The following is a 25,820-nucleotide window of genomic DNA, read 5'->3' as shown; positions in this document are numbered from 1 at the left end:
ATAAAATATTTTAATATAAAGGATAAAATTAATGGCAAATATTAGTATGGATACTATCAAGGAACTTAGAGAGCGTACTGGTGTAGGTATAATGGACTGCAAAAAAGCTCTTCAAGAAACTGATGGTGATATGGATAAGGCAATTCGCCTTCTTAAAGAAAAAGGTGCGGCTGTTGCTGCTAAAAAAAATGAACGTACAGTTAAAGAGGGTTCTATAGGTTTTTGTGTTAATGATGATAAAACTAAAGTTGCTTGTATAGAACTTCAATGTGAAACAGATTTCGTTGCTAAAAATGAATTATTCATAAATTTAGCTAAAGCAATTTCAAATACAGCTATGGAGCTTTCTGATGTTTCTGTAGATGCACTTTTAAATGCTAAAGGTCCTAACGGAGATACTATTCAAGGCATGATAAATGAAGGTATACAGAAATGGGGTGAAAAAACTGTTCTTGCAGATGTAAAAGTTATGAAAACAGACGGTTTCTTCGGTACTTATGCTCACTTTAACAATAAACTAGTTGCTGTAGTTGAATTTGATGTTAAGCCTAAAGGAAAATGTCAAGAAATAGCTGATCAAATTGCTATGCATGTTGCTAGTGAAAAACCTTTAGCTTTGAATAGAGAAGGTGTTGATGCAAATGCTGTTAAAGAGCAAAAAGAAATCTTTGAAAAACAAGTTAGAGATGCTGGAAAACCAGAAAATATGGTAGAAAAAATAGTTGAAGGTAAAATGAGTTCTTGGTATTCTGAGTCTGTTCTTATAGACCAAAAATTATTTACTGATAACAAAATATCTATTAAAAGTTTGATAGATGAAATATCTAAAGAAGCAGGTGCTACTGCAAACATTAAAAACTTTGTAATAGTTTCTTTAGGTTTAAATTAATAATAGAGATTTTAATTAAACTTAAAAAAGGTTATGATAAAAATATTATCATAACCTTTTTTATTAATAGAGTATAATAAATGAGCTAATCTTACTTACATTAATCACTAAATGATATAACACCTTCAATAATAGCTTCAAATCTTTCTGGTTCAATAATCATTACTGTATCATCAATTTTTAGGTTAGGTGCAAAGTCACCTATACTTATTAGGAATGAGTGAGCACTCTTATATACTCTTGCATATTCCATAAATTGATCTACAGTTTCCTGTCTCATAGGATATCCGGAAGTATCTAAAGCAAATGTACTCTTATATGATTGTCCCTCAGAACCAAATTTCTTTATAGTAACGAAAAATACTAATGTATCTGATTTCTTAGTATGATCTGTAACTACATAACCATTTAATGTTAATATTCTGTAGAAATACTTTTCCAAATATTCTATAATATCCATTTCCAAAGCAGTTCTGAATGCATTATTAGCAATGATAGAACTATATGTTTTTAATTTCTGATCAACGTCTAAGTATATATTTCTAATTGATTTTATTATTTCCCATTGTTTTACTGCAGCTTCAAATTGTTTATTTTTAACTAAAGTTTCTGCATATCTATATCTTTCATCTACTACTTTTTCATTAGGTACATTTTCTTTATTTAATACCTGTCCATAATATTCTCTTGCCTTACTATAATTTCCAAGTTCATAATATGAATTAGCAAGATTTAAAGATATACTATCTTTATCTGATATCTCATTACTGTCATAAGCAATTTCTAATTCTTTAATAGCATTTTGGAAGTCTCTGCTTGAAGATAATATTTCACCAAGTAATAGGTGATACTGAGCATTTGTAGAATCCAATGCTATAGCTTTTTCTATGTTTTGCTGGGCAGCATGGTATGAACGGATTTTATAAAAACAGTATGCCAACATATATAATAACTGAGGGTTACTGTCATTATGTCCTACAGCTAATGATAAATATTTTTGAGCTTGTACCCATTCTCCATATTGATAACAAACATTACCTGCTTTAAATAGAGAATCATAATCATTATCTCTTATTTTTGTAATCATATCATATTCATCTATTGCTTTTTTAGTATTGCCTGTTTGTTCATATATTTTTGCTAGGAATTCTCTTACAGTTAATTCTGTTAATTCTTTAGAAAAATATGCACCATCTATCATATTCTGCAATGCTGCCATAGCCAGTATATACTGCTGCTGCTTATAATATATATTAGCACTCATCCATAATATATTTGCATCTTTTTTATACTTAGGGTCTAAATTATTTATTTCTCTCATGGCTACATCATAATTTTGATCATTATAAGCCTGAACAATTTTTTTTAGTTTTATAGGATATGACCCACTTTTTATAACATAATTGGTTGCGAAACCCAATAAAACTATTAGCACTAATATTATAATTAATGAAGCTTCCACGATTCTTTTCCCTTTTTATTATTCATAATATATAACTGGACTTCCAGTTTCTTCTGATTCATTTAAAGCGTCTTTAATTTTCTTCATTAAATTTTCCTTGATGACATAAACTGACATCTTGTTCGATTTATTACTTGAAAAATCAAATCCGCTTACGGCCATAGATATATTAATATCTACACTTTCGCCATTATATTCAAAGTTATAATTTTTTAATGCTTTATAATATCTTTTTGTAGCTTTCCAAGATTCCTCTTCATTAGCATATATTATTGAATATATAACATTTTCATTAACCAAGCATTGATTTTCACCTATTCTAGCATTTTTCTTTATTGCCTTAATAAGTTCATCTTTAATTTTGTTATATCCATCAACTCCAAAATCTTCTATTATAGATTTATTATTTGATATGCCAAAGGCTATTATTCCAACAGCATGCTTATATCTTTGTGAAAATGCTATAACATTTTTTATAGTATTAGAAAATATTTCATATTCTGCATTTCTAATTTTTATAGTACTGTAGTTTTCATCATTTTCATCTTCATTATCTGAATCTAATATTTCATCTTCTATACTATATCCTAAATTATATAATATAGTTTTATACATAAATATAATTAATTTCTTTATACTATATGCTAATTGTATTGATATGAAAAATAATCCTATAGCTAATATACTGCTGTAAAATGTATAATCTTTTTTATATAAAAGTTTTTGTATTTCTGGTACATAACTAAGAGATAGTATAATTATCAATGAAGTAACTATAAAGAAAAGTAAATTTTCTATGCTTTTACTTAATGAACTATATGCTTTAGTAGGCTGCATTAATACTATTATAAATGCATATAATATAGATATACCAATCCATATCCATACCCATACATCAAGAGCATACAATAAATATACCATGAAATTTTGCTGATTTGATGATATTAGCAGTATGTAAATAGGTATAATAACGGCACTGTATATCAATGTACTTATCATAGCGGCAAAGAAACCGTATATATATGATTTTGACATGTTTATTTGTTTAGCTTCCATAATAGTTACCTAATTTTGTGCTAATTAATATTTAATATAATTAACATCGCCTGTTTGTCCAAATAGCTTTATCATCTTTTCTAATTTATCTCTATTTGAATATAATAAATATTCAAGTCCCTTTCTTCCTTTTCCTATAATAGAAATAAAACTTTCTTCAGTAACACAAACAGCATTTGTTCCCAATACTAAATATTTAAATACATCAACTCCATATCTAGGAGATTCTGCAAGTATATTAAAGTGTTGATTTGAATTAAAATCCACTTTATCAACAGTATCGGCAACTTTTTCCATACCTTTTAATGCATACTTATTATTATTTGAAAGATAAACATTATTTATATGAGATAATTTTATATTATCCAAATCTCTATTACTAGATATCCCTTTTATGATTAAAGGTATATCTAATTGCTTAACTATTTTTGCTAAATCTTTTTCAGATTTAAAATGTATCTTATTTAATTCATTTATATTATAGCAGTAAGAAAAATCTATACCAACAGCGCAAGCACCATTTTTTTCTGCTAATTGTAATTTTTGTGTTACTATTTCTAAGGTATTATTGGCATCTATCATAATAATGCCTCTTTTTCTTCCACTTATAGTTTTTAATGATAGTTCAAATATTTCATTGTCATTAAAGTCATTAAATATGGCAAGTACTTCACAATTAGAGGCCACATCTATAATTGTTTCATAATATTCTTTTATATCCATAATGCCGTTTATTGCTTCTTTTAAATTGTGAATTGTATCTATTATAGTAGGCTGAGATAAATGCATATTAAATAGATTGGTTTCTATATTTGCCTCTGGTTCTTTATGAATTACACTAGGGCTGAAATTATATTCAGAAAGTCCTGTTTTATCTTCAGTATCCTCTGCAAATAAATATGAAACATTTGAATTAGATGATAGTTTTTCTTTAGCGACTTTTTTGATTTCATCTATAGTAATACTTTTTTCATCTGTTAATTTGAAATGTACACAGCTCATAGCTTTATTTGCTATTGCTATAGCTTCATCTCTTGTATCTCCTACAGCTATTATATTACCTGCTTTTTCTAAATTGTTTGTAGGTGTAACTAATATATCTCCAGATTTTGTTTTAATAAATACTTCTTTAATACCTTCTATTTTTTTAGCATTTTCAACACCATCAATGGATTCTATTATTCCTGTACCTGGAAGAAATGCTTTTTCTACTGATACTTTATCCCATTTTGGTTTTAAATCGCTTGGAGGATTTCCTAAAGCTATTTCTATGGCATTTTTTATTAAATTTACACCAGTAGCAAGAGGGTAGGTATAGGCACTCATAAATCCACCTGAAAGTCTAGCAGCAATTTCACCAACCATAGCACCATTTTTTGTTACTTTTATATCACCTTTAGCAGCCCCGATTTTTAGATTTAATGCTTTTATACCTGCTTTCATTACATTAATAGCGTCATCTAGTTTTTCTTTTTCTAAAGCAGAAGGCATAATATGTCCTGTTTCTATAAAAAATGGAGGAAATTCTATTATTCTATCAGCAACTCCAGTAACATATATTTCATCATTATATATAAGCATATCAATAGAAAGTTCCGGACCATCCATAAATTCTTCTATTATAACTTCTCCAGAAGGTGATGCACTTTTTGCTCTGTTAAAAGCAGCTAATATATCATTTTCATTTGATACTTTCATTACACCACGGGCTCCCATATTATCAGCAGGTTTAACAACAACCGGTGTATTTAAGTGTTTGTATGCTTCCATTGCTTCTTCATAATTCCATACAGGAAAAAAATTTGGTTGAGGGACATTATTTTTCTTAAATCTTTCACGCATTCTAATTTTATTGGATGCAGCATAAGCATCTTCAAATCTATTTCCTGGAAGTCCCAAAGCATTTGCAACAGCAGCAACAGTTGTAGAAGCGTCAGTACCTACTGTAATAACCCCATGTATTTCCATTTTTTGACTCAAATCTCTTGCTGCCCTTACACTTCCATCAACATCTCTAGTTGACATTATCATAGGATAATCTGCTATCTTCATACCTGGAGCATCTTTATTATAATCAAAAACTATTGTATATAGTTCCATTTCCTGTGCGATTTGTATGGCTGGAACCTGCAATAGCCCAGCTCCTATTATTATTATACGTTTGCCTTTCATTAAATATTGCCTTTTTATTTAATTTAAAATATTCCTTAATAGTGTTACTAATATCGAAATTTTAATACTAAACTAAAGAACTTTATATTTTTATATAATTGACAATTTTTTAATATACAAATAAAATATTATAAATAGTTTTGTTTTGGAGTTTATAATGGAAATAGAAGATAAAAAAGAAGAATGCAGTTTTGATAACTTTATGGCACTTGATATCAGAACAGGTACTATAATAGAAGCTGATGATTTTCCTAAAGCTAAAAGACCTGCATATAAATTAAAAATTGATTTTGGAGCATTGGGAGTTAAAGTATCATCTGCTCAGATAACTAAATTATATAAAAAAGAAGATTTAATAGGAAGACGCATAATAGCTGTTGTTAATTTTCCAAAAAAGCAAATAGCTAACTTTTTTTCTGAATGCTTAGTACTAGGTGCAGTTAAAGATAATGGAGAAGTGGTACTATTAACAACAAAAGAAGAATGCGAAAATGGAATATCAATAGGGTAGTTTTACAAGGCTATATAATCTAATTTTTTAATTATTGAATTCCAATTCCTCAAATGAATCTTTATCAAGAAGTTCATAGTGATAACCTTGTTCTGTAAGGAATAATTGTCTTTTATGTGCAAAATCCTCTTCTTTGGTATCAGTTGTAATTATAGAAAAGAAGTAACTTTTATTTTCACCTTTTTTAGGGCGAAGTACTCTTCCAAGTCTTTGTGCTTCTTCTTGTCTAGAACCAAATGTACCGGAAATTTGTATTAGAACATTGGCATCAGGCAAATCCACAGCTAAATTAGCAACTTTACTTACTATAAGAGTTGTAATTTCACCTGTTTTAAATTTTTTATATATAACATCTCTCTCGCTTTGAGGTGTTTTTCCAGTAATTATTGTATATCCGGTTCTATTTTTCATTTCATCCAATTGATCTAAATACTGGCCTATAATAAGTATATTTTTACCTTTTAGTTTTTCTATAATCTTTTTTACTATAGTATATTTTAATACATTTTCACTAGCTATTCTAAATTTTACCTTATCACTGGATATAACATAATCTGATCTATGGCTGTCATCTAATGGTATTCTTATATCATAACAATATGCCTCTGCAATAAATTTCTTTTCCTCTAATTCACGCCAAGGTATATCAAATTTTTTAGGACCTATAAGACAGAATACATCTTTTTCAAGTCCGTCTTCTCTTACCAAAGTAGCAGTAAGCCCTAATCTTCTCATACTTTGAATTTCACTTGTAAGTTTAATAATAGGAGCTGGCAACAAATGCACCTCATCATATATTATTAATCCCCAATTATATTGGAAGAATAACTCAAAATGTACAAATGGAGATTCTTTATTTTTTCTATAAGTGAGAATTTTATATGTTGCTATTGTTATTGGCTTTATTTCTTTGTTTAAACCATTATATTCACCTATATCTTCAGGAGGAATATCAGTTTTATCTAAAATTTCATCTCTCCACTGTCTGCATGCTGTAACACCTGTAACTATTATCAGTGTTTTTGTTTGTGTTTTATGCATAGCAACAATACCTACAACAGTTTTACCGGTACCGCATGGCAAAGCTATTACTCCAGCACCGCCTTCTGGTTTTCCATCGGCATAAAATGCTTCTACAGAGTTCTTTTGATAATCTCTTAAAGCAAATTCATCTCCGCTTGATGCTAGGTTTTTTCTTAAATTAAAATTATATGTTTCTCCTGTTTTATATCCTGCTAAATCTTGAACAGGGTATCCTATATTAATAAGTGCTAATTTTATATGACCTCGGTATGTAGGATCTATTTCTAATTTATTTTCATTAATTTCTGATTTTATGTATTTTATCATGGCTTTATAGTGAAGTATTTCATCTATAATGTTTTTATCTTCACTTATTAAATAATATTTATCATTTTCTCTTATTATTTTAATTCTGCCATATTTTTCTATACTTGTTTCTATTTGCTTTATTATATTTTTTGGTATTTCATAAGATGTATATTTTTTTAAAAAACTTATTATTTGTTCTGAGGTATAATTTAAACTAGCAGCATTCCATAATGATACCAATGTTATTCTATAAGTATGTATGTACTCAGGGCTTTTTACAAGTTCTGCAAATACCAGCATAAAATTTCTAATTTCTTCAAAATGTTTTGTGCTAACATCTAAAAGAATAGTACCATCACCCTGAACTATGAGCGGAGCATTTTTATTCAATTTTTTTTTCCTTAAATATAGTATATAATTATTTTATAGATTAAAATTAATTAACAATCAATAAATATTATTTTCTATAAGAGTTATGGTTTCTCTAAATTTATTCAAATATTCAGTATTATTTGTATTTTGACTCATCCATGTTTTAAGTACATTTATTGATTTTGTTTTATCATTTTGAGCTAAATAAACATCGGATAATGTTAAAGCTGCCTGAGGTATTAAATAGCTTTTAGGGTATGCTTTCATGAAGTTTTCTAAAGTATTAGCAGCTTGAGTATAATTACTTAAATCTATTTGTGTATTAGCTAAATTATATATTGCACTTTCCTGTAAATAGAATCCTCTAGAGTTGGCAACTTCTTGATAGTATTTTTCTGCTTCTTTAAAGTTTTCTACATCATAATATACTGAACCTAATGCATAAGCACTTCTTAATTTTAGATTTTTTCCTTTAGCAGCAGAATATACTTTTTGAAATCTGCTTGTTATATCTATTATCAAACCTGGATTGTTTAATTGATCATCTGGTAATTGTGAATTTTGATACACATTATATAATGCTAATGCAGATTCAAAGTCTATATTAATTTTTTCATCCTGGCTTTCTATATTCATTCTATATACTAAAATACCAGCTATTATCACTATTATAAGTACAAAAGCTGAAATAAATATTAATCTATTGTTGTAAATATATGCAAGTATTAACTCAGCATTTTTCTGCATTTTGCTCATAAAGCCCTCTTATATTTAAGAAATTATTTTGAATAGTCAATTATAATAATTAAAATAAAAAAAATCAAGTGCTTATTTAATATATAATTAATTTTTACACTTGTTTATTATCTTAAACTATGATATAATAATTAACTATATAATAGATAAAATTAATTTTTATATAGGTATTGGCTTTATGGCATCTCAAAAAATAAATACAGAAAAAGAAGTTTTAGCTATAAGAATATCAGCAGAATATAGTGATTTGGATAAATATATTTATATGGTATTTTTTATAGATAAATTTTATAGTAAACTTATAGATATGACTTTTGTTATCTCAGGTGATCATAAGCTATTGAAATTTTTAAACTCATATACTGATTTATTAGAATTATATAAACATATAGAAATATATAATAAACTTAATACTGTAGGCAGTTCATATTTCAATAAATTTAAAGAATCAGTTAATAATATTTTATCAGAAGATAGAAATATAAATAATATTATTGTATATCATAATAATAATAATATTATATCTATTATAGATATGTTTTCAAGTGCAATGAATAGATTTATGGATTTTCATATAGGTACATTTGATATAGTTCATAATGTAATAAGCATAGATGATGTTAATTTAGCTATGGAAAATTTACATAAAGAACTAGAAAATATGTCTAATCCTCAATCAACAGGAAATTCTGAAAATAAGAATGAAGCTTCATCAAAAGCAACTGAAAATTCTACACCTAATTATAAACTTATAAATGCTTCATTTATAGTTGATCCTGTAGCAGGAAAATCTATTAATGATATACAGCCTGGAGATAAAGTTATTGTAAGTATTAACTCTAATACAGTTGAAGAGAATATAATATATCTTGAACTTAATGGAAAGCAGGATAAATATTCTAAATATTTAGTTCCAGCAGAAGTTTTAGAGAAGAATGTTGAAGAAAAATCAATAAAAATTTTATTAAAATTGATAGAGGGATATTGTTGTTTAATAGAAGAATCTGAGCCTATTAAACTAAAAATATTTAATCCTAGTAAAGATGTATATACTATGCCGGAAAAAGATGATGAAAAATTTTCTTCTAGCAAAAATGAGTCTTTTATTAAAAAGCTACTTCCTAAAATGGATACATTTAAAATAGCAATGCTTGGACTTGGTGCTGTTATAATAATTGTTTTCATTTCTATAGTTTATGTGTTCTTTTTCCAAACTTGATTTTATAAGTTTGGGATGTTGGTATTTTTTAGTTTCTAAGTCATAATAATTCATATTTATGAAATTTCTGTAAAGGTGTAATTATGAAAATAGTTGTATATTCTGTTTTTGATGATGAAATAGAATCTTTTAAACTTATGGAAGAAAAGTATAATATAGAGTTAGATTTACATAAATATTATTTAAATATAAATAATGTAGAAGAAACTAAAGGGTATGATGCAGTATTATTCAATGCTAGAGATGAGATAACAGATAAAGTTATTGACAAACTTATAGAATATGGTATTAAATACATGAGTACAAGGGCAGTTGGATTTGATAATGTAGATATTAATCATGCTAAAAAAGTTGGTATGAGAATTGCAAATGTTCCTTCATATTCTCCTAATTCTGTGAGTGAATTTACAATACTTTCATTACTTTCTCTTATTAGACATTATAATAATTTACTTATTAATGGGGCTAATAGAAATTATGTACGTAATGGATTAATAGGTAAAGAAATTAGAAATTTGAGTATTGGAGTTATAGGAACTGGAAGAATAGGAACATTAACTATTAAACATTTAAAAGGATTTTACCCTAAAAATATATTTGTATATTCAAGAACTCAAAAAGATGAAATAAAAAATTATGCTGAATATGTTTCGTTGGATACATTATATGCAAATAGTGATGTTATAATATATCATGTTCCAGCAACAAAGGAAACTAATGAAATGCTTTGTAAAGATGCTATAAAAAAAATGAAAAAAGGTGTTTATATTATTAATGTAAGTAGAGGAGCTATAGTTAATAATATTGATTTACTTAAGGCTCTTAAAAATAAGCATATAGCAGGTGCGGCATTAGATGTTTATACAAATGAAATTCTTTATGCAAATAAAAATATTGAGGATAAGATTTTAGAAGATAATATAATAGAAGAATTATTCAAAATGGATAATGTTATAATAACTCCTCATGCTGCTTTTTATACAGATGAAGCAGTATCCAATATGGTAAGCATTTCCATAAAAAATATAATTGATTTTTATAATATGAATGAATGTAAAAATGAAATATAATAAGGCATATAATATTTACATATTTTTTTATTTTTTGTTGACTAACATTTTTAAATTATATAAACTATTAATTAACAATTATGAAAATAGTTTAATATAAAGGGGTTTTATTATGAAAAGTATTAGAATTGTTTTATCATATATTATTGGTATATATCTTGTATTTTTTATGTCTTTTTTTTCTTTATCATGTTCTAAGAATAATGATGAAGATAATAGAGGAATAATAGTAAATTTAAGTGTTGAGCCTAAAACTATAGATCCAAGTTTAAATGCTCAAATATATGGTGTTATTTATATATCTCATGTTTTTGAAGGATTAACGATAAGGGATAGAAATAATAAAATAGTACCAGGAGTTGCTGAAAGCTGGGATATTAGTGATGACGGAAAAGTATATACATTTTATTTGAGAACTAATTCTACATGGTCAGACGGAAAACCGGTAGTTGCAGGAGATTTTGTATATAGTTGGAGAAGACAGGTTGATCCTAAAGTAGCCAGTGAATATAGTTATCAGCATGAGCCAGTTAAAAATGCTATGGCTATTACCAGAGGAGAATTACCTGTTGAGGCATTAGGAATTAAAGCCATTGATGATCATACATTAGTTGTTGAATTAGAAGCTCCTACAGCATACTTTTTAGAGGTTATAGCTTTCCCTACATTTTCACCTTTGAGAGAAGATATAATAAGCAAATATGGCGATGATTGGACTTTAAAACCTGAAACATATATAGGAAATGGTCCTTATGTTATGTCTGAACGTAATATAGATGAAAATATAGTAATGGTAAAAAATGATAAATATTGGAATGCTGATGAGATAGTTGCAAATAAAATAACTTTTGTATTTATGCAAAATGGTGCAGCAGCTGTAGCTGGTATAAAAGATGGAACATTAGATATGGCTTATGAACCACCTCAGCAGGATATTCCTACTCTTACAACTGAAGGATTAATACAAATTAAGCCTCTTATAGCTACATATTATTATCCTATTAATGTAACTAATAAATATTTAAAAGATCCTAGAGTGAGAAAGGCGTTATCTCTTGCTATAGACAGAAACTATATAGTAGAAAATGTTACAAAGGGAGGACAGAAACCAGCAGGTGGCTGGGTTCCTTATGAAGTAGGAGATATTGATGGCGATTTTAGAATAAACGGTGGAAATTTATATGATATATCAAAAGAAGGATATGCTAAAAATATAGAATTGGCTAAACAGTTGCTAGCCGAAGCAGGTTATCCTAATGGAGAAGGTTTCCCTGTTTTAGAATTCAAAACAGATCCTGGTAATCATGTAGGTATATTTGAAGCCGTTCAGCAAATGTGGAAAGAACATCTTAATATAGATTGTACTATTACACAAATAGACAATGCTTTGCTTGGACAGACTTTATTAGATAAAAATTTTATGATAGGAAGGCTTTATTGGTCTGCTGATTATTCTGATCCTATGTCTATGATGAGTTTATTTACTAGTTATAATACTCAAAATAATGGCGGATACAGTAATAAAAGATATGATGATTTAATAGGTCAGGCTATGTCTACAGATGATAATAATATAAGAATGAAAGCTATGCATGAAGCTGAAAAAATTCTTATAGAAGAAGATATGGGAGCTATACCGCTTTATTTCTTTACTGAACCTTTACTTGTTACTCCTAAACTAAAAGATGTAGTTTATAATCCATTAGGATTCCATAAATTCTTCTATGCATATTTAGAAAAATAATTATCAAATATAATAAAGAGATGGTATTTTCCATCTCTTTTTTATTGCATAGGTATTAAACTATTAGTCATAATATCCGATTTTAACAATATAAACAGCTTGCAAATCTTTAAATAATACTGTTTAATATATTAAAATAAAAATGGGCGGGTAATCTTATTAAAAGAGTAAAAAAAGTTATAGTAATTATTTTCCTTATAATAATGATGTTGTTTGTCAATTCTTGTGATACATTTGATATGTATATAAGAAAGGCATTAGAAGGTGCTAATCTGTATGAGCTTAGTGTATTTGGAGAATCTTTAGGACGCGATATCAAAGTAGTAGAACTGAGAGGATTTGATGTAAATAATTTTAGAAGCGATAGAGTTTCATATTATATTAGTAAATATCAAGGCAGCTGGAAGCCTTATATGCAGACCATAATTGATAGAGCTCAAATATATTTACCTTATATAAAAGAGGTTTTTAAAGAAAAAGGAGTTCCAGAAGATTTAGTTTATCTTCCTATTATTGAAAGCAGTTTTAATCCTCAGGCTATATCTCATGCAGGAGCAGCCGGATTATGGCAGTTTATGCCTATGACAGGTGCTATATATAATCTTAAAGTTAATTATTGGTCTGATGACAGATTCGATCCGGAACGTTCAACAAAAGCAGCAGCAGATCATTTAGTGAGGCTTGATAAAAATTTCAAATCTTGGGTTATAGCTTTAATTGCTTATAATGCAGGAGGAGGAAGAATATCAAAGGCTATAAGAGAAGTTAAAAGCAATGACTTTGAGGATTTGTTGAATGCAGGAGTTTTACCTAAAGAAACACAGGAATATATACCAAAATACGTTGCTGCTGTTATAATAGCTAAAAATCCTGAGAAATTTGGTTTTCAAATAAATAAGCCTAAAGTTGTATTTCCTCAGGGAGATTTAGTTTATGTTGATGATGCAGCTGATTTATCTATTATTGCTAAAATGATAGAGGTTGATACTGCAGATTTGAAGGCTTTGAATCCTCATTTAGCAAGGGGAGTAACACCTCCAGGTATGGTTAGATATCCTTTAAGAATACCAGAGGGTAAAGAAAAATTATTTTATGATACATTCGGTAAAATAAAACCTGAGGAGAGAGTAACATTTAGAAGACATGAAGTAAAAATGAATGAAACTCTTTCTCATTTGGCAAGATTTTATAATGTACCTATGAATGCTATAGTTGAAATTAATAAATTGAAATCAAGAAATTTAAATATAGGTCAGCAGGTAATGATTCCTATTCAGGGATTAGATAATGCTAAACAGGTTGATTTAGCACAGTATGAAGAGGAGCAGGAGAGAATAAGAGAGGGAAGATTTGTATATTTTGAATCTTTACCGCCGCCTGATTATGAGTATAAAGATATAATGTATCATGTAAGAGCAGGCGATACACTTTGGATTATTGCAAGAAAATTTAAAATAGATATTTCTGAGATAAAGGCATGGAATAAATTAGAGAGCAATGTACTTTCTATTGGTATGGAAATATTTTTAAGAATACCAATTAACCGTTAAATTAGTTTTTCATTAATAAGTGTTTCTAATTTATTTAAAATTTTGATTCTTCTTTCCCAAAGATAGTCTATCATAGAATCATATATTTTTATTTGTTTTTGAAATGAATCAAATAATTTATCATCTTTATTTAATTTATCTATCTCTTTTATTAATTCTTTATTATCTTCATCTTTTTTGAAAAACAGTAATGCATTTTTATTAACTAAATCTGACTCTATATTTTCATCTCCATTATATATAGGTATGCTTCCAGATTTGAATGCATCAAAAAGTTTTTCAGTTACATATCCTTCACTAATAGTATTTTCAGGACATATATTGAATTTAAAATCTTTTAAATATTCTATTTTATTATTATTAAAATCCTTTTTTAATGTATTATCATTGTGAAATAATCTGCTTGGACATGATATAGTATCTATTTTATAAATTTGCTTATACATTTGATTTCTTATTCCAGATACATCATGGCTTGCCACTAATGAGGCAAATTTATTTTTTTTTGATCTAGCATTATTTATATCATCTATAACTTTTCTTATATTATCTTTAGTGTAGTTTTTATTATCCAGTAATCCGTGAAAATGATAAAATATCCAAATAGGGAAGCGTACATAATTTGTATATTTATTTTCATCGAGTTTATCAAATCCAAGTGATAAATCTACATCATTAATACAATTGTCAGAATATTGAGACCATATTTTATTTATAGTACTTTTTGATACGCATTCCCCAGTATAAAATATTTTAATTTTTGCATTAGATTTTTCTAAAAAATACCTTTTACCAACAGGTGCAAAAAATTCTATATCCGGATTATAGCTAATTTCTAAATCATTAATATAATTATTTTTTATAAGATTGTAGAAATAGTTATTTAAAAAGTCTTTTTCATTTACATCCCAATCATTTCTAATAAAGAAAGTTTTTTTATCTTTAATACTTTCTTTATAATGATTATAATTTATTTTATAACCCAAATCTTTTAAATAGATAGAGTTAATTCTTATGCTATTTCTAATACTTTTAATTGGAATAAGCCATACTAGATATTCTATCAAATTCTTTTTTAAAATTAATTTTTTACCCATGAATTTTTTAACTTTTGAATTTATCCAAGCTTAATCCTACATTTTTTAAATCATATTCAAGCATTATTTTTACTAATTCTTTAAATGTTGTCTTTGGTGTCCATCCTAGTTTTTCTTTAGCTTTAGCAGGATTTCCTAATAATAAATCAACCTCAGCAGGTCTGTAATATCTAGGGTCTATTTCAACATATTTTTTCCAATCAAGTCCAACAAGTCCAAAAGCCTCATCAAGAAATTCTCTTACAGAATGAGTTTCTCCAGTAGCTATAACATAATCATCAGCTTTTTCCTGCTGAAGCATAAGCCACATTGCTTCGACATAATCCTTAGCATATCCCCAGTCTCTTTTTGAGTCTAAATTTCCTAAATATAATTTATCTTGTTCTTTATTGAGTATTTTAGCTATTGCATGTGTGATTTTTTTAGTTACGAAAGTTTCTCCTCTTCTAGGGCTTTCATGATTAAATAGTATACCATTGCATGCATACATATCATAACTTTCTCTATAATTAACAGTAATCCAATAAGAGTATAATTTAGCACAAGAATAAGGACTTCTAGGGTAGAAAGGAGTTTTTTCCGTTTGAGGAGTTTCAACAACTTTACCATATAATTCGCTTGTTGATGCTTGATAGAATTTTGTTTTTATTTGAGTTTCTTTTATTGCATCTAATATTCTTATTGTACCAAGTCCTACAACATCAGCTGTATATTCAGGCATATCAAAACTAACCCTAACATGGCTTTGGGCTGCTAAGTTATATATTTCATCTGGTTCTATTTTTTCTAATAATCTTGAAAGATTAGAACTATCTGATAAATCTCCATAATGAAGAAACATTCTTACATCATTAATATGTGGATCTTTATATAAATGATCTATTCTTTCTGTATTAAAAGAAGAACTTCTTCTAATTATTCCATGTATTTCATAACCTTTTTCTAATAAAAGTTCTGCTAAATAAGAACCATCTTGTCCTGTAATTCCTGTAATAAGTGCTTTTTTCATTTAGTATTCCTTATAATTTTATTATTTTTTATTGTAGTTATTTAAAAAATCATTATATGCTATTTTTAATCCATCTTCTAATTCTGTTTTATATTTCCAGCCTAAAGAATTAATTTTTGAAACATCAAGCAATTTTCTCATAGTGCCGTCAGGTTTAGAACTGTCTAACTTTATTTCTCCTTCAAATCCTATAACTTTTTTTATTAATTCTGCTAATTGTTTAATAGTTACTTCTTTACCTGAACCTATATTTATAAATTTTCCTATATCATTGGCATTTTTATTTTCCATTAAATAAAGACAAGCCTCTGCTAAATCATCAGAAAACATAAATTCTCTTAAAGGAGTTCCGCTTCCCCAAATAACTGTTTCTTTTAAATTATTCATTTTTGCTTCATGGAAACGTCTAATGAGCATTGGTATTACATGAGCATTTTCTTCATGGTAATTATCATTTATTCCATAAAGATTGCAAGGCATAACAGCAATGTAATTTGTATTGTATTGTCTATTGTATGCGTCACATAGTTCTATTCCAGCAATTTTGGCTAATGCATAAGGTCTGTTTGTGCTTTCTAAATATCCAGAAAGTAAATACTCCTCTTTGATAGGCTGAGGGCATTCTTTAGGATATATGCAGCTTGAACCTAAAAACATTAATTTTTCCACATTGTTTTCATAAGATGCTTCTATTATATTATTTTGAATTTGCAAATTATAAAGCAAAAAATCAACCGGGTATTTATTATTAGCGTATATTCCGCCTACTTTAGCGGCAGATAAAAATACCCAATCTGGCTTTTCTTTTTTGAAGAAGTTAAAAACATCTTCTCTGTTTCTTAAATCCAATTCTGAATGTGTTTTTCTTATTATGTTTGTATAACCATTTTTTGTAAGCATTCTATCTATTGAACTGCCTACTAAACCTTTATGGCCAGCTATATATACTTTTTTCAAAATATTATCCTTTTTAAATTTTATTTATCTTTTCCTGTTAGAGCTTCTACTATATTAACAAGATTAGAGATAGATCTGTTGAAATAAACTAATACATCTCCATATAAATGGGCATTCAAAGCAGGTATTAATGATTTATCAACATTATCATAATGTCTTTGTCTTGCTTCATAATAAAATCCCTTTATTTCATGGTATTTCTGCATAGCTTCTTCATAAGTTTTTTCTTTATTTAATGAATAGTATTCTAATATTAAGCTAGACAAATAATCTATAAATTTCATATTATTATCAAGCATTTTTAATATATCATTTTTTTGAGTTTCATTAAATAAAGTCTTTTTTTCATTTCCTTTAATTATTGCTTTTGCTAAATCTTTTAAATTATCTCCCAAATTTTCATAATATGTACTTATATTAATTAATGAGGCAATATCAGCAGAATTTAATGTATTTTTTCCAAGTAATTTAAGCAAGAATGTATGTATTTCATTATCTGTATTATCAAGCATTTTTTCATGATCTCTTATTTTGTTTAAGATCCTTTCACTTGGATTATCAAATAACTGCTGTATTCTAGCAAGCATTTTTTTAGCAATATCTCCCATATATGCTACTTCTTTTCTAACTTCTATTTCAGCCGATATAGGCATATTTAAAAGTCTGTCTACGAGAACACTTATATGTTTTTCAGAATCTTTATCTTTTATAATGAAACATACAATCTTTTCTAATTTTTCAGTTAAGAAATAGAATACTATAACGTTTACTATATTGAAAATTGTATGTGCCGCAGCAATATAAAATGATATATTAACATACTTATTATCTACAATTAGATCAGGTGATCCTATGTTCATAAATCCTACTACTGTATTAACTAATTTGATGTAGTATGGGAATAGGAAGAACATATATATAACACCTATGATATTAAATAAACAGTGAACTAGGGCTGCTCTTTTGGCATTGGTAGATGCTCCTAATGTTGCAAGTACAGCTGTTATAGTAGTACCTATGTTTTGTCCAAGTATTAATGCAACAGCAGTAGGGTAATCTATTAAACCAACGGTTGCAAGAGATATTGTAACACCTAATGCAGCACTACTTGATTGTATTATAGCTGTAACAACCATACCAATGATTACGCATAGGAATCTTCCATACATAGTATCAGCATTTGCCATTAAAAATACTTTTTCAAAATCTTCAGAACCTCTTACTCCTTCAAAAGCCATTTTCATAAGTATAAGTCCATAGAAAATCATACCAAAACCCATTAGTATTTCACCAAAGAATCTTAGCTTTCTATTTTCAGAACCAAATATTACTATGATTGAACCTATACCAAGAGAAGGTAATGCAAGAACATCTATATTTAATGATATTATCCATCCTGTAACTGTAGTACCTATATTAGCACCAAGTATTATATTGATAGCTTGAGAGAGTGTAAGTATATTTGCATTTACGAAACTTACAGCCATAACTGTAACAGCACTACTTGATTGTACTATAGCTGTTATCAAAAAACCTAAAGCTATTCCAAATACTTTATTTTGAGTTACTTTATGTAAAATTTCTTTTAAAGCATTTTCTGTGCTTTCCTGTAAACCATCCGAAAATACTTTCAGACCATACATGAAAAGTCCAAAACCGCCTATTAATGAGAAAGTTAAGTCTAGAAACATATATTTATCCGAAGTTAGTTTAATAATTTAATTTATGAGATATCACTATAGTATTAAAAAGTCAGTAAAATTATTTTCTTAACTTTCTGCCTTCTTTATCAGTGAATTTATCTAATAGTATCATTACAATATCTATTATATACCATATTCCACATCCTCCAGCTGTAAGCCAGAATAGTATTCCAGTCCATATTTTACCAACATAAAATCTGTGAAAAGGTAAGAATATAGCTAAAAGTAATGTAACAATCCAACTTCTATCTGATACTTCCATAAAGACCTCTTTTATTATTTTTTTACTAATTATATATTATATTACAAAAAAATAAAGTTATTATTTATTTGTATATGTAAATATGCTAATATTTTATTTTTTTTACTAATATTTTTTTTAATAAAAAGGTTTTTTATTGAAAAATATTTTATTTTGATTAAAATATTATTTAATAAGGGGAAATTATATGTTTAAAAAGATAAGTTTACAATTTAAAATAACTGTTGCTATATTAGTACCAATATTAATAATGATAATTATATCAAATGTTTTTATTATTTCTTATGTTAATAAAGTTACCAAAAATCTTTCGTATAAAATATTGCGTGATACAGCCAAATATGAGGCTAATGATATGAATAATAGGATAGAAACAAGTTTACATAATATAATAGGATTAAAAATTGTTCTTGAAAATTTATATAAAGATGGAATAAGAGATAGAAAAGCTTATGAGAAACATACATATAATTTTTTTAATGCTCTTTCAGATCATATAAGTGCACTTTCTATTGCTTTTGAACCTAATATAATTGATAATGATGCAAACTATGTTAACTCAGATGAATACGGTGTTAATAATGGAAAATTTACTTACTATGTATCAAAGAATGGAGTTGCTTATCTACCAGCTAATAGTTATAATTTAGATTATTATACTGAGCCTAAAAGAACTGGTAATAATTATATGACTGGAATATATGAATCTGCTGTTACTGAGGGTGCGATCCTATTTACATGGTGTATTCCTATAAAAGATGATAATAATAAATTTATAGGAGTTATTTTAGCAGATATTTTTGTTGATTCTATAAGTGTATTATTGAAAGATGTTAAACCTTTTGAAGGTACAGAGATTGCTCTATATGATGATGGAGGAGATACTATTTATGATGGTCAAAACGAAGCTAATATATTCAAAAATATTTATGATGTATACCCTTATTATAAAGATTATAATGTTTTAGACAATGTAAAATCCGGTAATAATGTAATGCTTCAGGCATATAGTGAAAAATTGAAAAAAGATGTAACATATATATTTGCTCCTATAGAAATAATGGAAGGAAAATATTGGATTTTAAAAATATTGGTTCCTAATGATATACTATTTAGAGATAGTTATATATTAAGAAATATCGTAATTGCAGTATTGATTATAATATTGATTATAGCTTCCATAATGACTCCTCTTATTATTAGAAATAGAGTATCAAAAATAATAGTATTGCTATCTAAAGATATATTAGGTATGGCAGATGGAGATTTAACTATAGAGATACCTAAAGGATTCAGAAATAGAAAAGATGAATGGGGAGATATAGCTCGCGGATGGGAAAGAGCTATGAATAATTTTAATAATATTATTAATACAGTAAGAAATTCGGCTGAAATGGTATCTAATGCTGCAAATGAAGTTTTATTAGGTAATAATGATTTATCAGTTAGAACAGAGTCTCAGGCATCAAGTTTAGAAGAAACAGCTGCTTCTATGAATGAAATGGCTAGTGCTATAAAAGAATCTGCTGATGGAGTTTCTCAAAGTACTTCTATGGTTTCTGATGCTAAATCATATTTAGATAAAGCGGGAACTATTGTTGAAGATAGTGTTAATAAGATGAATGATGTTTATGAGTCAAGTAAAAAGATAATGGATATTACAAAAATTATAGAAGATATTGCTTTTCAAACTAACATACTTGCTTTGAATGCTTCTGTTGAGGCAGCACGTGCTGGAGAACAGGGAAAGGGATTTGCTGTTGTTGCTTCTGAGGTAAGAAACTTAGCACAAAATACTCAGGAATCTGTTAAAAGTATTACTTCATTAATAACAGATAGTAATGAAAAAATACATTTAGCTGCTAAAAGTGTACAGGAATCTAAGGATATATTTATTGAAATTTCTGAAAAAATGGATAGTGCATCAAGTATAATGGATAAAATAAATGTGGCATCTCAGCAGCATGAAAAAGGTATAGAACAAGTTAATATGGCTATAAACAATATGGATGCTTCATTACAGAAAAATGCAACGCTAGTTACAGAAGCTACTTCTGCATCTGAGGCTTTATTAAATGAATCTAAAGAATTAATTAAAGCTATAGATTATTTTAAATTGAAATCTTAAATTAACGTTATTTAAAAATTATTTTTATCTTAAATCTAGTATGTGATTAACATATACTAGATTTTTTATTATGGAGATTATATAAAATTTTGAAATATTTAAAAATTATGAGTGTATGAGTTATAGGTTTTTGTAATACAGTTTATGCGAACAATTTTTATTAACAACAATAATAAATTATAATTTGTAATTGATTTTTGATATTATGAACAATATTTACATTTTTATTATATATGTTAAAATATATATAATGTTATATTTTGGGTATTGTAAATGGGATTATTACACAGTGAAGATATTGAAATTTTAAAATCTTTTAAAACAGATAAAGGCGGATATTTTTATAAAATGTTATCCTATTTAGAAGATTTTATTGAAAAAGGTATAAAAGAAAATAGATTTACATTAGAAGAAGCACAAGAAGATTTAGATATAGCATTATGGTATTCTTATGCTTGTAATAATATAGGTGATTATGAGCATTATTATATGTCAAAAGAATTTATGAAATACTCTGAAAAAAATGCTAAAGGCTGCGGAACTTGGTATTACAGATATACATGTTCTCTTATATATTGCGGTAAATTAGAAGAGGCTTTGAAGTATTCTGAAAAAGGAGTTATTGAAGAACCTGACTATCCTTGGGGATGGCTTGAACTTGCTAGATTAAGATTGCATTTTGGTGATAAACAAGGAGCTGTAGAGGCTAATAATAAGGGATTAGAATTAGTTCCTGGAGATTATGAGTTTTCAAGGCAAGCTGAGGAATTAGAAAATTATTATTCTATAGAGGCTTTACATTATCATTATATCAATGAAGATAGTGATAAAAAATTATTAGAAGGTCTTGATTATGGAGAGGATAAATTAAAATCTATAGCTTATATATTATGTGATGAAGAAAAATTACAAGCTATTAAAGATATTATTAAACCTATAGATTGGGAAGCTGATAATCCTTATTGTTCTTTTAAATTTTACATTGATGATAAATTGATAAATGGTATGTTTATTATGAATGAGGCAGCCATATCTAAATTTGATAAAGAATTAATAAAAAATTCTTTAGAAGAATTAAGAGAAGTAAGTACCGTAATAAAAGAAAATGAAAATTTAGAATTAATATTTGTAAGATTTAATATAGATTATACTATTGAAGCAGAATTTGAAAATAAAGAAACAGGAGAAAGCAGTATTATTAAAAAGAAATTTAATTCTGATTCTGAATATAAAAAAGTTGCTGATGACATTTTTGATTCTTATGGTATGCCATTAGATCCTTATTTGGAAGAATTGCCTAACATAGTTACTCTATATAAAAAAGAAGATGATTATTGGTATTATGCTGAATGCTGGATAGATAATGATAATACCATAATAAAACATACGGGTATAGTTGGGAATACTGGTAAAGTTGAAGAATATGAATGTGATAATGCAAGGGAGTATAAAAATTTTTTAGATGAGTTTTATAAAGAATATGAAGATTATGAAAAAATTTTTAATGAAGATTGCTCTTATTTGATTTTACAGTTTGAGATAGAACCTTTTGAAAATGAATTACCAGAGAAATATAATAATGTGATAGAAAATATAGTAAATATTTTAAATTCTGTTTTAAATTGGAATGGTGTTGGAGTTTTTTATAATTGGAATGCTGGAGAGACTGAAAATATAAAAGGAAAATATGTTATTAATCTATTATCAATAGTGGTTAATACTGATATTGCATTTAGGCTTATCTTAAATGAAGTTATAGATAAAATAAAAGATAATATAGATTGCAGTCATTTTAAGATAGCTTCTATACCTTATGACGGTGATATATATACATTGCATTATTCGGAGGATTCTAGTACAGATTTTTCTATTTAATATTTATAGTGTACTTAATTTGAAATATATAAAATAATAATTTATTATAGTTAAGAATATAAAAGCGATACGAAGCCAGTCTACAGGGTACAGACGTGCAAATAAATTTATTTGCTAATTATATGTGAAGGTGGGCATAGCAATAATAATAATTTTTATATTTTATTTTTTCCTAATTTAATTAGTAATTTATCTATAAAATATTCTATATATCCTAATACGGTGAAAAATAATGTAATAAAAAATACATTTCTCATTACAATTTTTAAACCATATTTATCTATATCTACAAAAAAATAAGGATAATAACTTCCATCTGAAAAAGGTTTTCCTATTTTTGCTTTTATTAATATAAAAGCAAAATATATAATAGGTATTAAAAGCCAAAGAATAGGATCTATTATTTTATAAATACCCTTAATGTCAAATATAATATAGTCTAAAATCGTCATAATAGGTACTATATAATGAACCATTAAATTTCTTACATAATCTAATCCATTTAATTCTCCTGATGTAGGGCTTAATAGGAAATGATATACCAAAAATGTAACAGTTATTGACATTGTAACAGCACCCTTAAATCTTGGATAAAATGTTTCTTTATTCTTTATAATATTAATTACATCTATTAAAAAATAAATTATTACAAGTATATTGCTTTGATAAGTAAAATAATACAAAGTTTCTATATTAAATTTAAAATTATTATTATCATAAAAAATCCCAAGAAATACAGCAAAAGTTCCAATTATAATTATTATCAACTTATACAAAATAGAAAAATTATTCTTTGTCATACAATCCCCATACTAATTAATTCAAAAAATTATTGCAAATTGAAATTATAAGCTCTTTATTAATTAGAGTATTTATCCATTCATTTGGAATATTATCTATACCGTAATATAATCCGGCAAGTCCTCCGACAACAGCAGCAGTTGTATCTGTATCATAACCTAAATTTACAGATTTTAATACAGCATCTTTATAATTTAAAGTATTTAATAATATCCATATAGAAGCCTCTAATGTATGCACAACATATCCTCCGCTTTCTATTTTTTCTTCATTGATATTTTTAAAATCTGGCTCAAATATTCTGCCGTAATGATTGAGTTCTTTTTCATTTTTATAATAATTATAAGAATCTTTTAGAGCTTTATTAATAGCTTCTTCAATATTCATATTATTTATTAAATTTAAAGCTATTGCGGTATATATAACACATGCTATTAAACTTCTTTTATGTCCATGAGTCAATGAAGAAATATTGTATATGATGTTTATAATTTCATTGTTTTCAAATAATTGGCTATTAAAATATTTTTTTATATAAAATGCTATAGGCAGTATTCTCATAAGAGAACCATTACCGTTGCTATATTCATCTGTTAATCCTGATTTTAAAGGAGATTTGCCATTTTTATAATTATTTATAGCATCACTTGTTGTTATTCCTATATCAAATGTAATTCCGTCTGCAGTATAAAATCCTTTATCATACCATAATACAAATTTATCCATAATGTTATTGTAATCTATATTTTTATTATGAATGCTGTCAAGAAGACATAATGTTAAACTAGTATCATCTGACCATGTTCCAGCATCTTTATTATGAGTACCGTTTCCTATCATATCATAAGCAGGTTTTGATTTCATTTTTGTTCTTGGTATAAACTCATAAGGTACGCCTACAGCATCACCAACAGCAAGTCCAAGTATTGAGGATTTTAATTTATCTTCTAAATTCATTTGATGTCTGCTCCTATTTTTGTATAAAAGATTAAATCAATTCAAATTATATTTAGTATAAAAAATTTTCCAATCTATTATATCATAATTTTTATATACTCTTTTTATTTCATATCTTGCTTCCATTAAAGCGAAACCTAATAAATTTTTTCCTTTCCAGCAGAATGGATTTTCTATATTTTCATCATCATATTTCATCTTTATTCCCCATACTTTATCATAAGGGCTAGCCTCAGCTAATACTTTATTTTTTGTGTTTAATAAAAAATTTCTTAAATCGGTGTTTTGTGAGAATTTATAATAATTACCTGTAAATACTATTTTGTATTTCATTTTATCCCACAATTCATCATTGAAATTTTTAACTTTTCTTCCAAGTTCTTTTATAGCTTTTGGCTGGTTACTATTTAAAATTTCTTGAGCTATGTCTTTATCATCAAATAATAATGCCTTATTATACATCATATACTTTTCCATACAATTAAATGTTAAATCATTCTCTTTAAAATCTTTAATATACCATTGACTTAATGATGATTTAGTAATTTCTTTTTTATCAGAAGTATGCCCGTAGAAAAATAAAAAGTCTATTTTTTTACCTTTATTAAAATCTTTTTGAAGTTTATCCAAAGAATATTTTTGTTTTTTGTTATTTAAAAATATATTATTAGTTATTAAATTAGTATCATAAAAACCTTTAAATATTATAGGCTCTTCAAAGAGTTTTTTATACTCCTCTTTATCATCATTTGAAAGTTTATTAAAATAATTACTAAACACCTTATTATAAGAACTACTATTTACAAACCATATAGGAGGCATTATATTTTGCATAAAAAATCCTTGTAAAACTTTTATAAGAGTATATCATTAAATTATTAAAACATCAAAATTATAA

At 26.7% G+C, this 25,820-nt stretch carries 21 protein-coding genes; 8 read left to right on the top strand and 13 right to left on the bottom strand.

The genetic code is table 11. The features are described from left to right. The first annotated feature begins 31 nt into the window (after positions 1-31). A complete protein-coding gene (tsf, locus tag T324_RS0101080; protein ID WP_028328593.1) occupies positions 32-889 on the top strand; it encodes a translation elongation factor Ts in 858 nt (285 codons plus the stop codon). Positions 890-989: 100 nt separating this feature from the next. Here tsf and T324_RS0101075 read toward each other — a convergent pair whose 3' ends face one another. The 3 genes from T324_RS0101075 to T324_RS0101065 are packed head-to-tail and all read right to left on the bottom strand — an operon-like array spanning position 990 to position 5,579. After that, positions 990-2,351, bottom strand: coding sequence for a tetratricopeptide repeat protein (locus T324_RS0101075; protein ID WP_028328592.1), 1,362 nt, complete (start codon positions 2,349-2,351; stop codon positions 990-992). Positions 2,352-2,369: 18 nt separating this feature from the next. Further along, complete coding sequence (locus T324_RS0101070; protein WP_028328591.1) at positions 2,370-3,407, bottom strand: hypothetical protein; 1,038 nt, start codon at positions 3,405-3,407, stop codon at positions 2,370-2,372. Positions 3,408-3,431: 24 nt separating this feature from the next. Further along, entirely contained in the window at positions 3,432-5,579 is a 2,148-nt protein-coding gene (locus T324_RS0101065) for an ATP-grasp domain-containing protein (RefSeq protein WP_028328590.1), read from the bottom strand. Positions 5,580-5,736: 157 nt separating this feature from the next. Here T324_RS0101065 and T324_RS0101060 point away from each other — a divergent pair, with 157 nt between their 5' ends. Then, the gene (locus T324_RS0101060; protein WP_028328589.1) at positions 5,737-6,090 is read left to right on the top strand and encodes a tRNA-binding protein; all 354 of its coding nucleotides are present in this window, start codon (positions 5,737-5,739) and stop codon (positions 6,088-6,090) included. A gap of 27 nt (positions 6,091-6,117) precedes the next feature. Here T324_RS0101060 and T324_RS0101055 read toward each other — a convergent pair whose 3' ends face one another. Together T324_RS0101055 and T324_RS0101050 are read right to left on the bottom strand one after the other, a co-directional pair. Further along, positions 6,118-7,812, bottom strand: coding sequence for a DNA repair helicase XPB (locus T324_RS0101055; RefSeq protein WP_028328588.1), 1,695 nt, complete (start codon positions 7,810-7,812; stop codon positions 6,118-6,120). Positions 7,813-7,869: 57 nt separating this feature from the next. Then, positions 7,870-8,550: a tetratricopeptide repeat protein gene (locus T324_RS0101050; RefSeq protein WP_028328587.1), complete on the bottom strand. Its 681-nt coding sequence runs from the start codon at positions 8,548-8,550 to the stop codon at positions 7,870-7,872. A gap of 178 nt (positions 8,551-8,728) precedes the next feature. Here T324_RS0101050 and T324_RS0101045 point away from each other — a divergent pair, with 178 nt between their 5' ends. From T324_RS0101045 to T324_RS0101030, 4 genes are all read left to right on the top strand, one after another. Then, on the top strand, positions 8,729-9,769 hold the full coding sequence (locus T324_RS0101045; protein WP_028328586.1) for a hypothetical protein: 1,041 nt from the start codon (positions 8,729-8,731) through the stop codon (positions 9,767-9,769). An 83-nt stretch (positions 9,770-9,852) separates the two neighbouring features. Further along, the gene (locus tag T324_RS0101040; RefSeq protein WP_028328585.1) at positions 9,853-10,839 is read left to right on the top strand and encodes an NAD(P)-dependent oxidoreductase; all 987 of its coding nucleotides are present in this window, start codon (positions 9,853-9,855) and stop codon (positions 10,837-10,839) included. Positions 10,840-10,951: 112 nt separating this feature from the next. Next, the gene (locus T324_RS0101035; RefSeq protein ID WP_028328584.1) at positions 10,952-12,583 is read left to right on the top strand and encodes a peptide ABC transporter substrate-binding protein; all 1,632 of its coding nucleotides are present in this window, start codon (positions 10,952-10,954) and stop codon (positions 12,581-12,583) included. A 206-nt stretch (positions 12,584-12,789) separates the two neighbouring features. After that, on the top strand, positions 12,790-14,133 hold the full coding sequence (locus T324_RS0101030; RefSeq protein ID WP_028328583.1) for a lytic transglycosylase domain-containing protein: 1,344 nt from the start codon (positions 12,790-12,792) through the stop codon (positions 14,131-14,133). Here the strand turns inward: T324_RS0101030 and T324_RS0101025 are convergent. The 5 genes from T324_RS0101025 to T324_RS0101005 all read right to left on the bottom strand — a co-directional run bounded on the left by T324_RS0101025 (position 14,130) and on the right by T324_RS0101005 (position 19,161). Next, complete coding sequence (locus tag T324_RS0101025) at positions 14,130-15,230, bottom strand: glycosyltransferase family 10 domain-containing protein (RefSeq protein ID WP_028328582.1); 1,101 nt, start codon at positions 15,228-15,230, stop codon at positions 14,130-14,132. The two genes, T324_RS0101030 and T324_RS0101025, sit on opposite strands and share 4 nt — an antisense overlap. Positions 15,231-15,237: 7 nt before the next feature. Further along, entirely contained in the window at positions 15,238-16,239 is a 1,002-nt protein-coding gene (gmd, locus tag T324_RS0101020) for a GDP-mannose 4,6-dehydratase (RefSeq protein WP_028328581.1), read from the bottom strand. A 21-nt stretch (positions 16,240-16,260) separates the two neighbouring features. Next, the gene (locus T324_RS0101015) at positions 16,261-17,196 is read right to left on the bottom strand and encodes a GDP-L-fucose synthase family protein (protein ID WP_028328580.1); all 936 of its coding nucleotides are present in this window, start codon (positions 17,194-17,196) and stop codon (positions 16,261-16,263) included. A gap of 20 nt (positions 17,197-17,216) precedes the next feature. After that, positions 17,217-18,887 (bottom strand): Na/Pi cotransporter family protein, encoded by a 1,671-nt coding sequence (locus tag T324_RS0101010; RefSeq protein WP_028328579.1) that lies wholly within the window; start codon positions 18,885-18,887, stop codon positions 17,217-17,219. 70 nt (positions 18,888-18,957) lie between these two features. Further along, positions 18,958-19,161 (bottom strand): TM2 domain-containing protein, encoded by a 204-nt coding sequence (locus T324_RS0101005; protein ID WP_028328578.1) that lies wholly within the window; start codon positions 19,159-19,161, stop codon positions 18,958-18,960. Between the two features lie 187 nt (positions 19,162-19,348). Here T324_RS0101005 and T324_RS0101000 point away from each other — a divergent pair, with 187 nt between their 5' ends. Then, complete coding sequence (locus T324_RS0101000) at positions 19,349-21,289, top strand: methyl-accepting chemotaxis protein (RefSeq protein WP_028328577.1); 1,941 nt, start codon at positions 19,349-19,351, stop codon at positions 21,287-21,289. A gap of 273 nt (positions 21,290-21,562) precedes the next feature. After that, positions 21,563-23,164, top strand: coding sequence for a tetratricopeptide repeat protein (locus tag T324_RS0100995; RefSeq protein ID WP_028328576.1), 1,602 nt, complete (start codon positions 21,563-21,565; stop codon positions 23,162-23,164). A 155-nt stretch (positions 23,165-23,319) separates the two neighbouring features. Here the strand turns inward: T324_RS0100995 and T324_RS0100990 are convergent, their stop codons facing one another. The 3 genes from T324_RS0100990 to T324_RS0100980 are packed head-to-tail and all read right to left on the bottom strand — an operon-like array spanning position 23,320 to position 25,756. Further along, positions 23,320-23,964 (bottom strand): Pr6Pr family membrane protein, encoded by a 645-nt coding sequence (locus tag T324_RS0100990; protein ID WP_028328575.1) that lies wholly within the window; start codon positions 23,962-23,964, stop codon positions 23,320-23,322. A gap of 16 nt (positions 23,965-23,980) precedes the next feature. Further along, positions 23,981-24,922, bottom strand: a complete 942-nt coding sequence (locus tag T324_RS0100985) for an ADP-ribosylglycohydrolase family protein (protein WP_028328574.1) — start codon at positions 24,920-24,922, stop codon at positions 23,981-23,983. 36 nt (positions 24,923-24,958) lie between these two features. Further along, positions 24,959-25,756 (bottom strand): riboflavin biosynthesis intermediates N-glycosidase, encoded by a 798-nt coding sequence (locus T324_RS0100980; RefSeq protein WP_028328573.1) that lies wholly within the window; start codon positions 25,754-25,756, stop codon positions 24,959-24,961. Positions 25,757-25,820 lie beyond the last annotated feature (64 nt).

It is taken from the genome of Brachyspira alvinipulli ATCC 51933 (assembly GCF_000518245.1).
Classification (GTDB): domain Bacteria; phylum Spirochaetota; class Brachyspiria; order Brachyspirales; family Brachyspiraceae; genus Brachyspira; species Brachyspira alvinipulli.
Note: the sequence above shows the minus strand (reverse complement) of the source record. Positions and strands in the feature narration are given on the sequence as shown.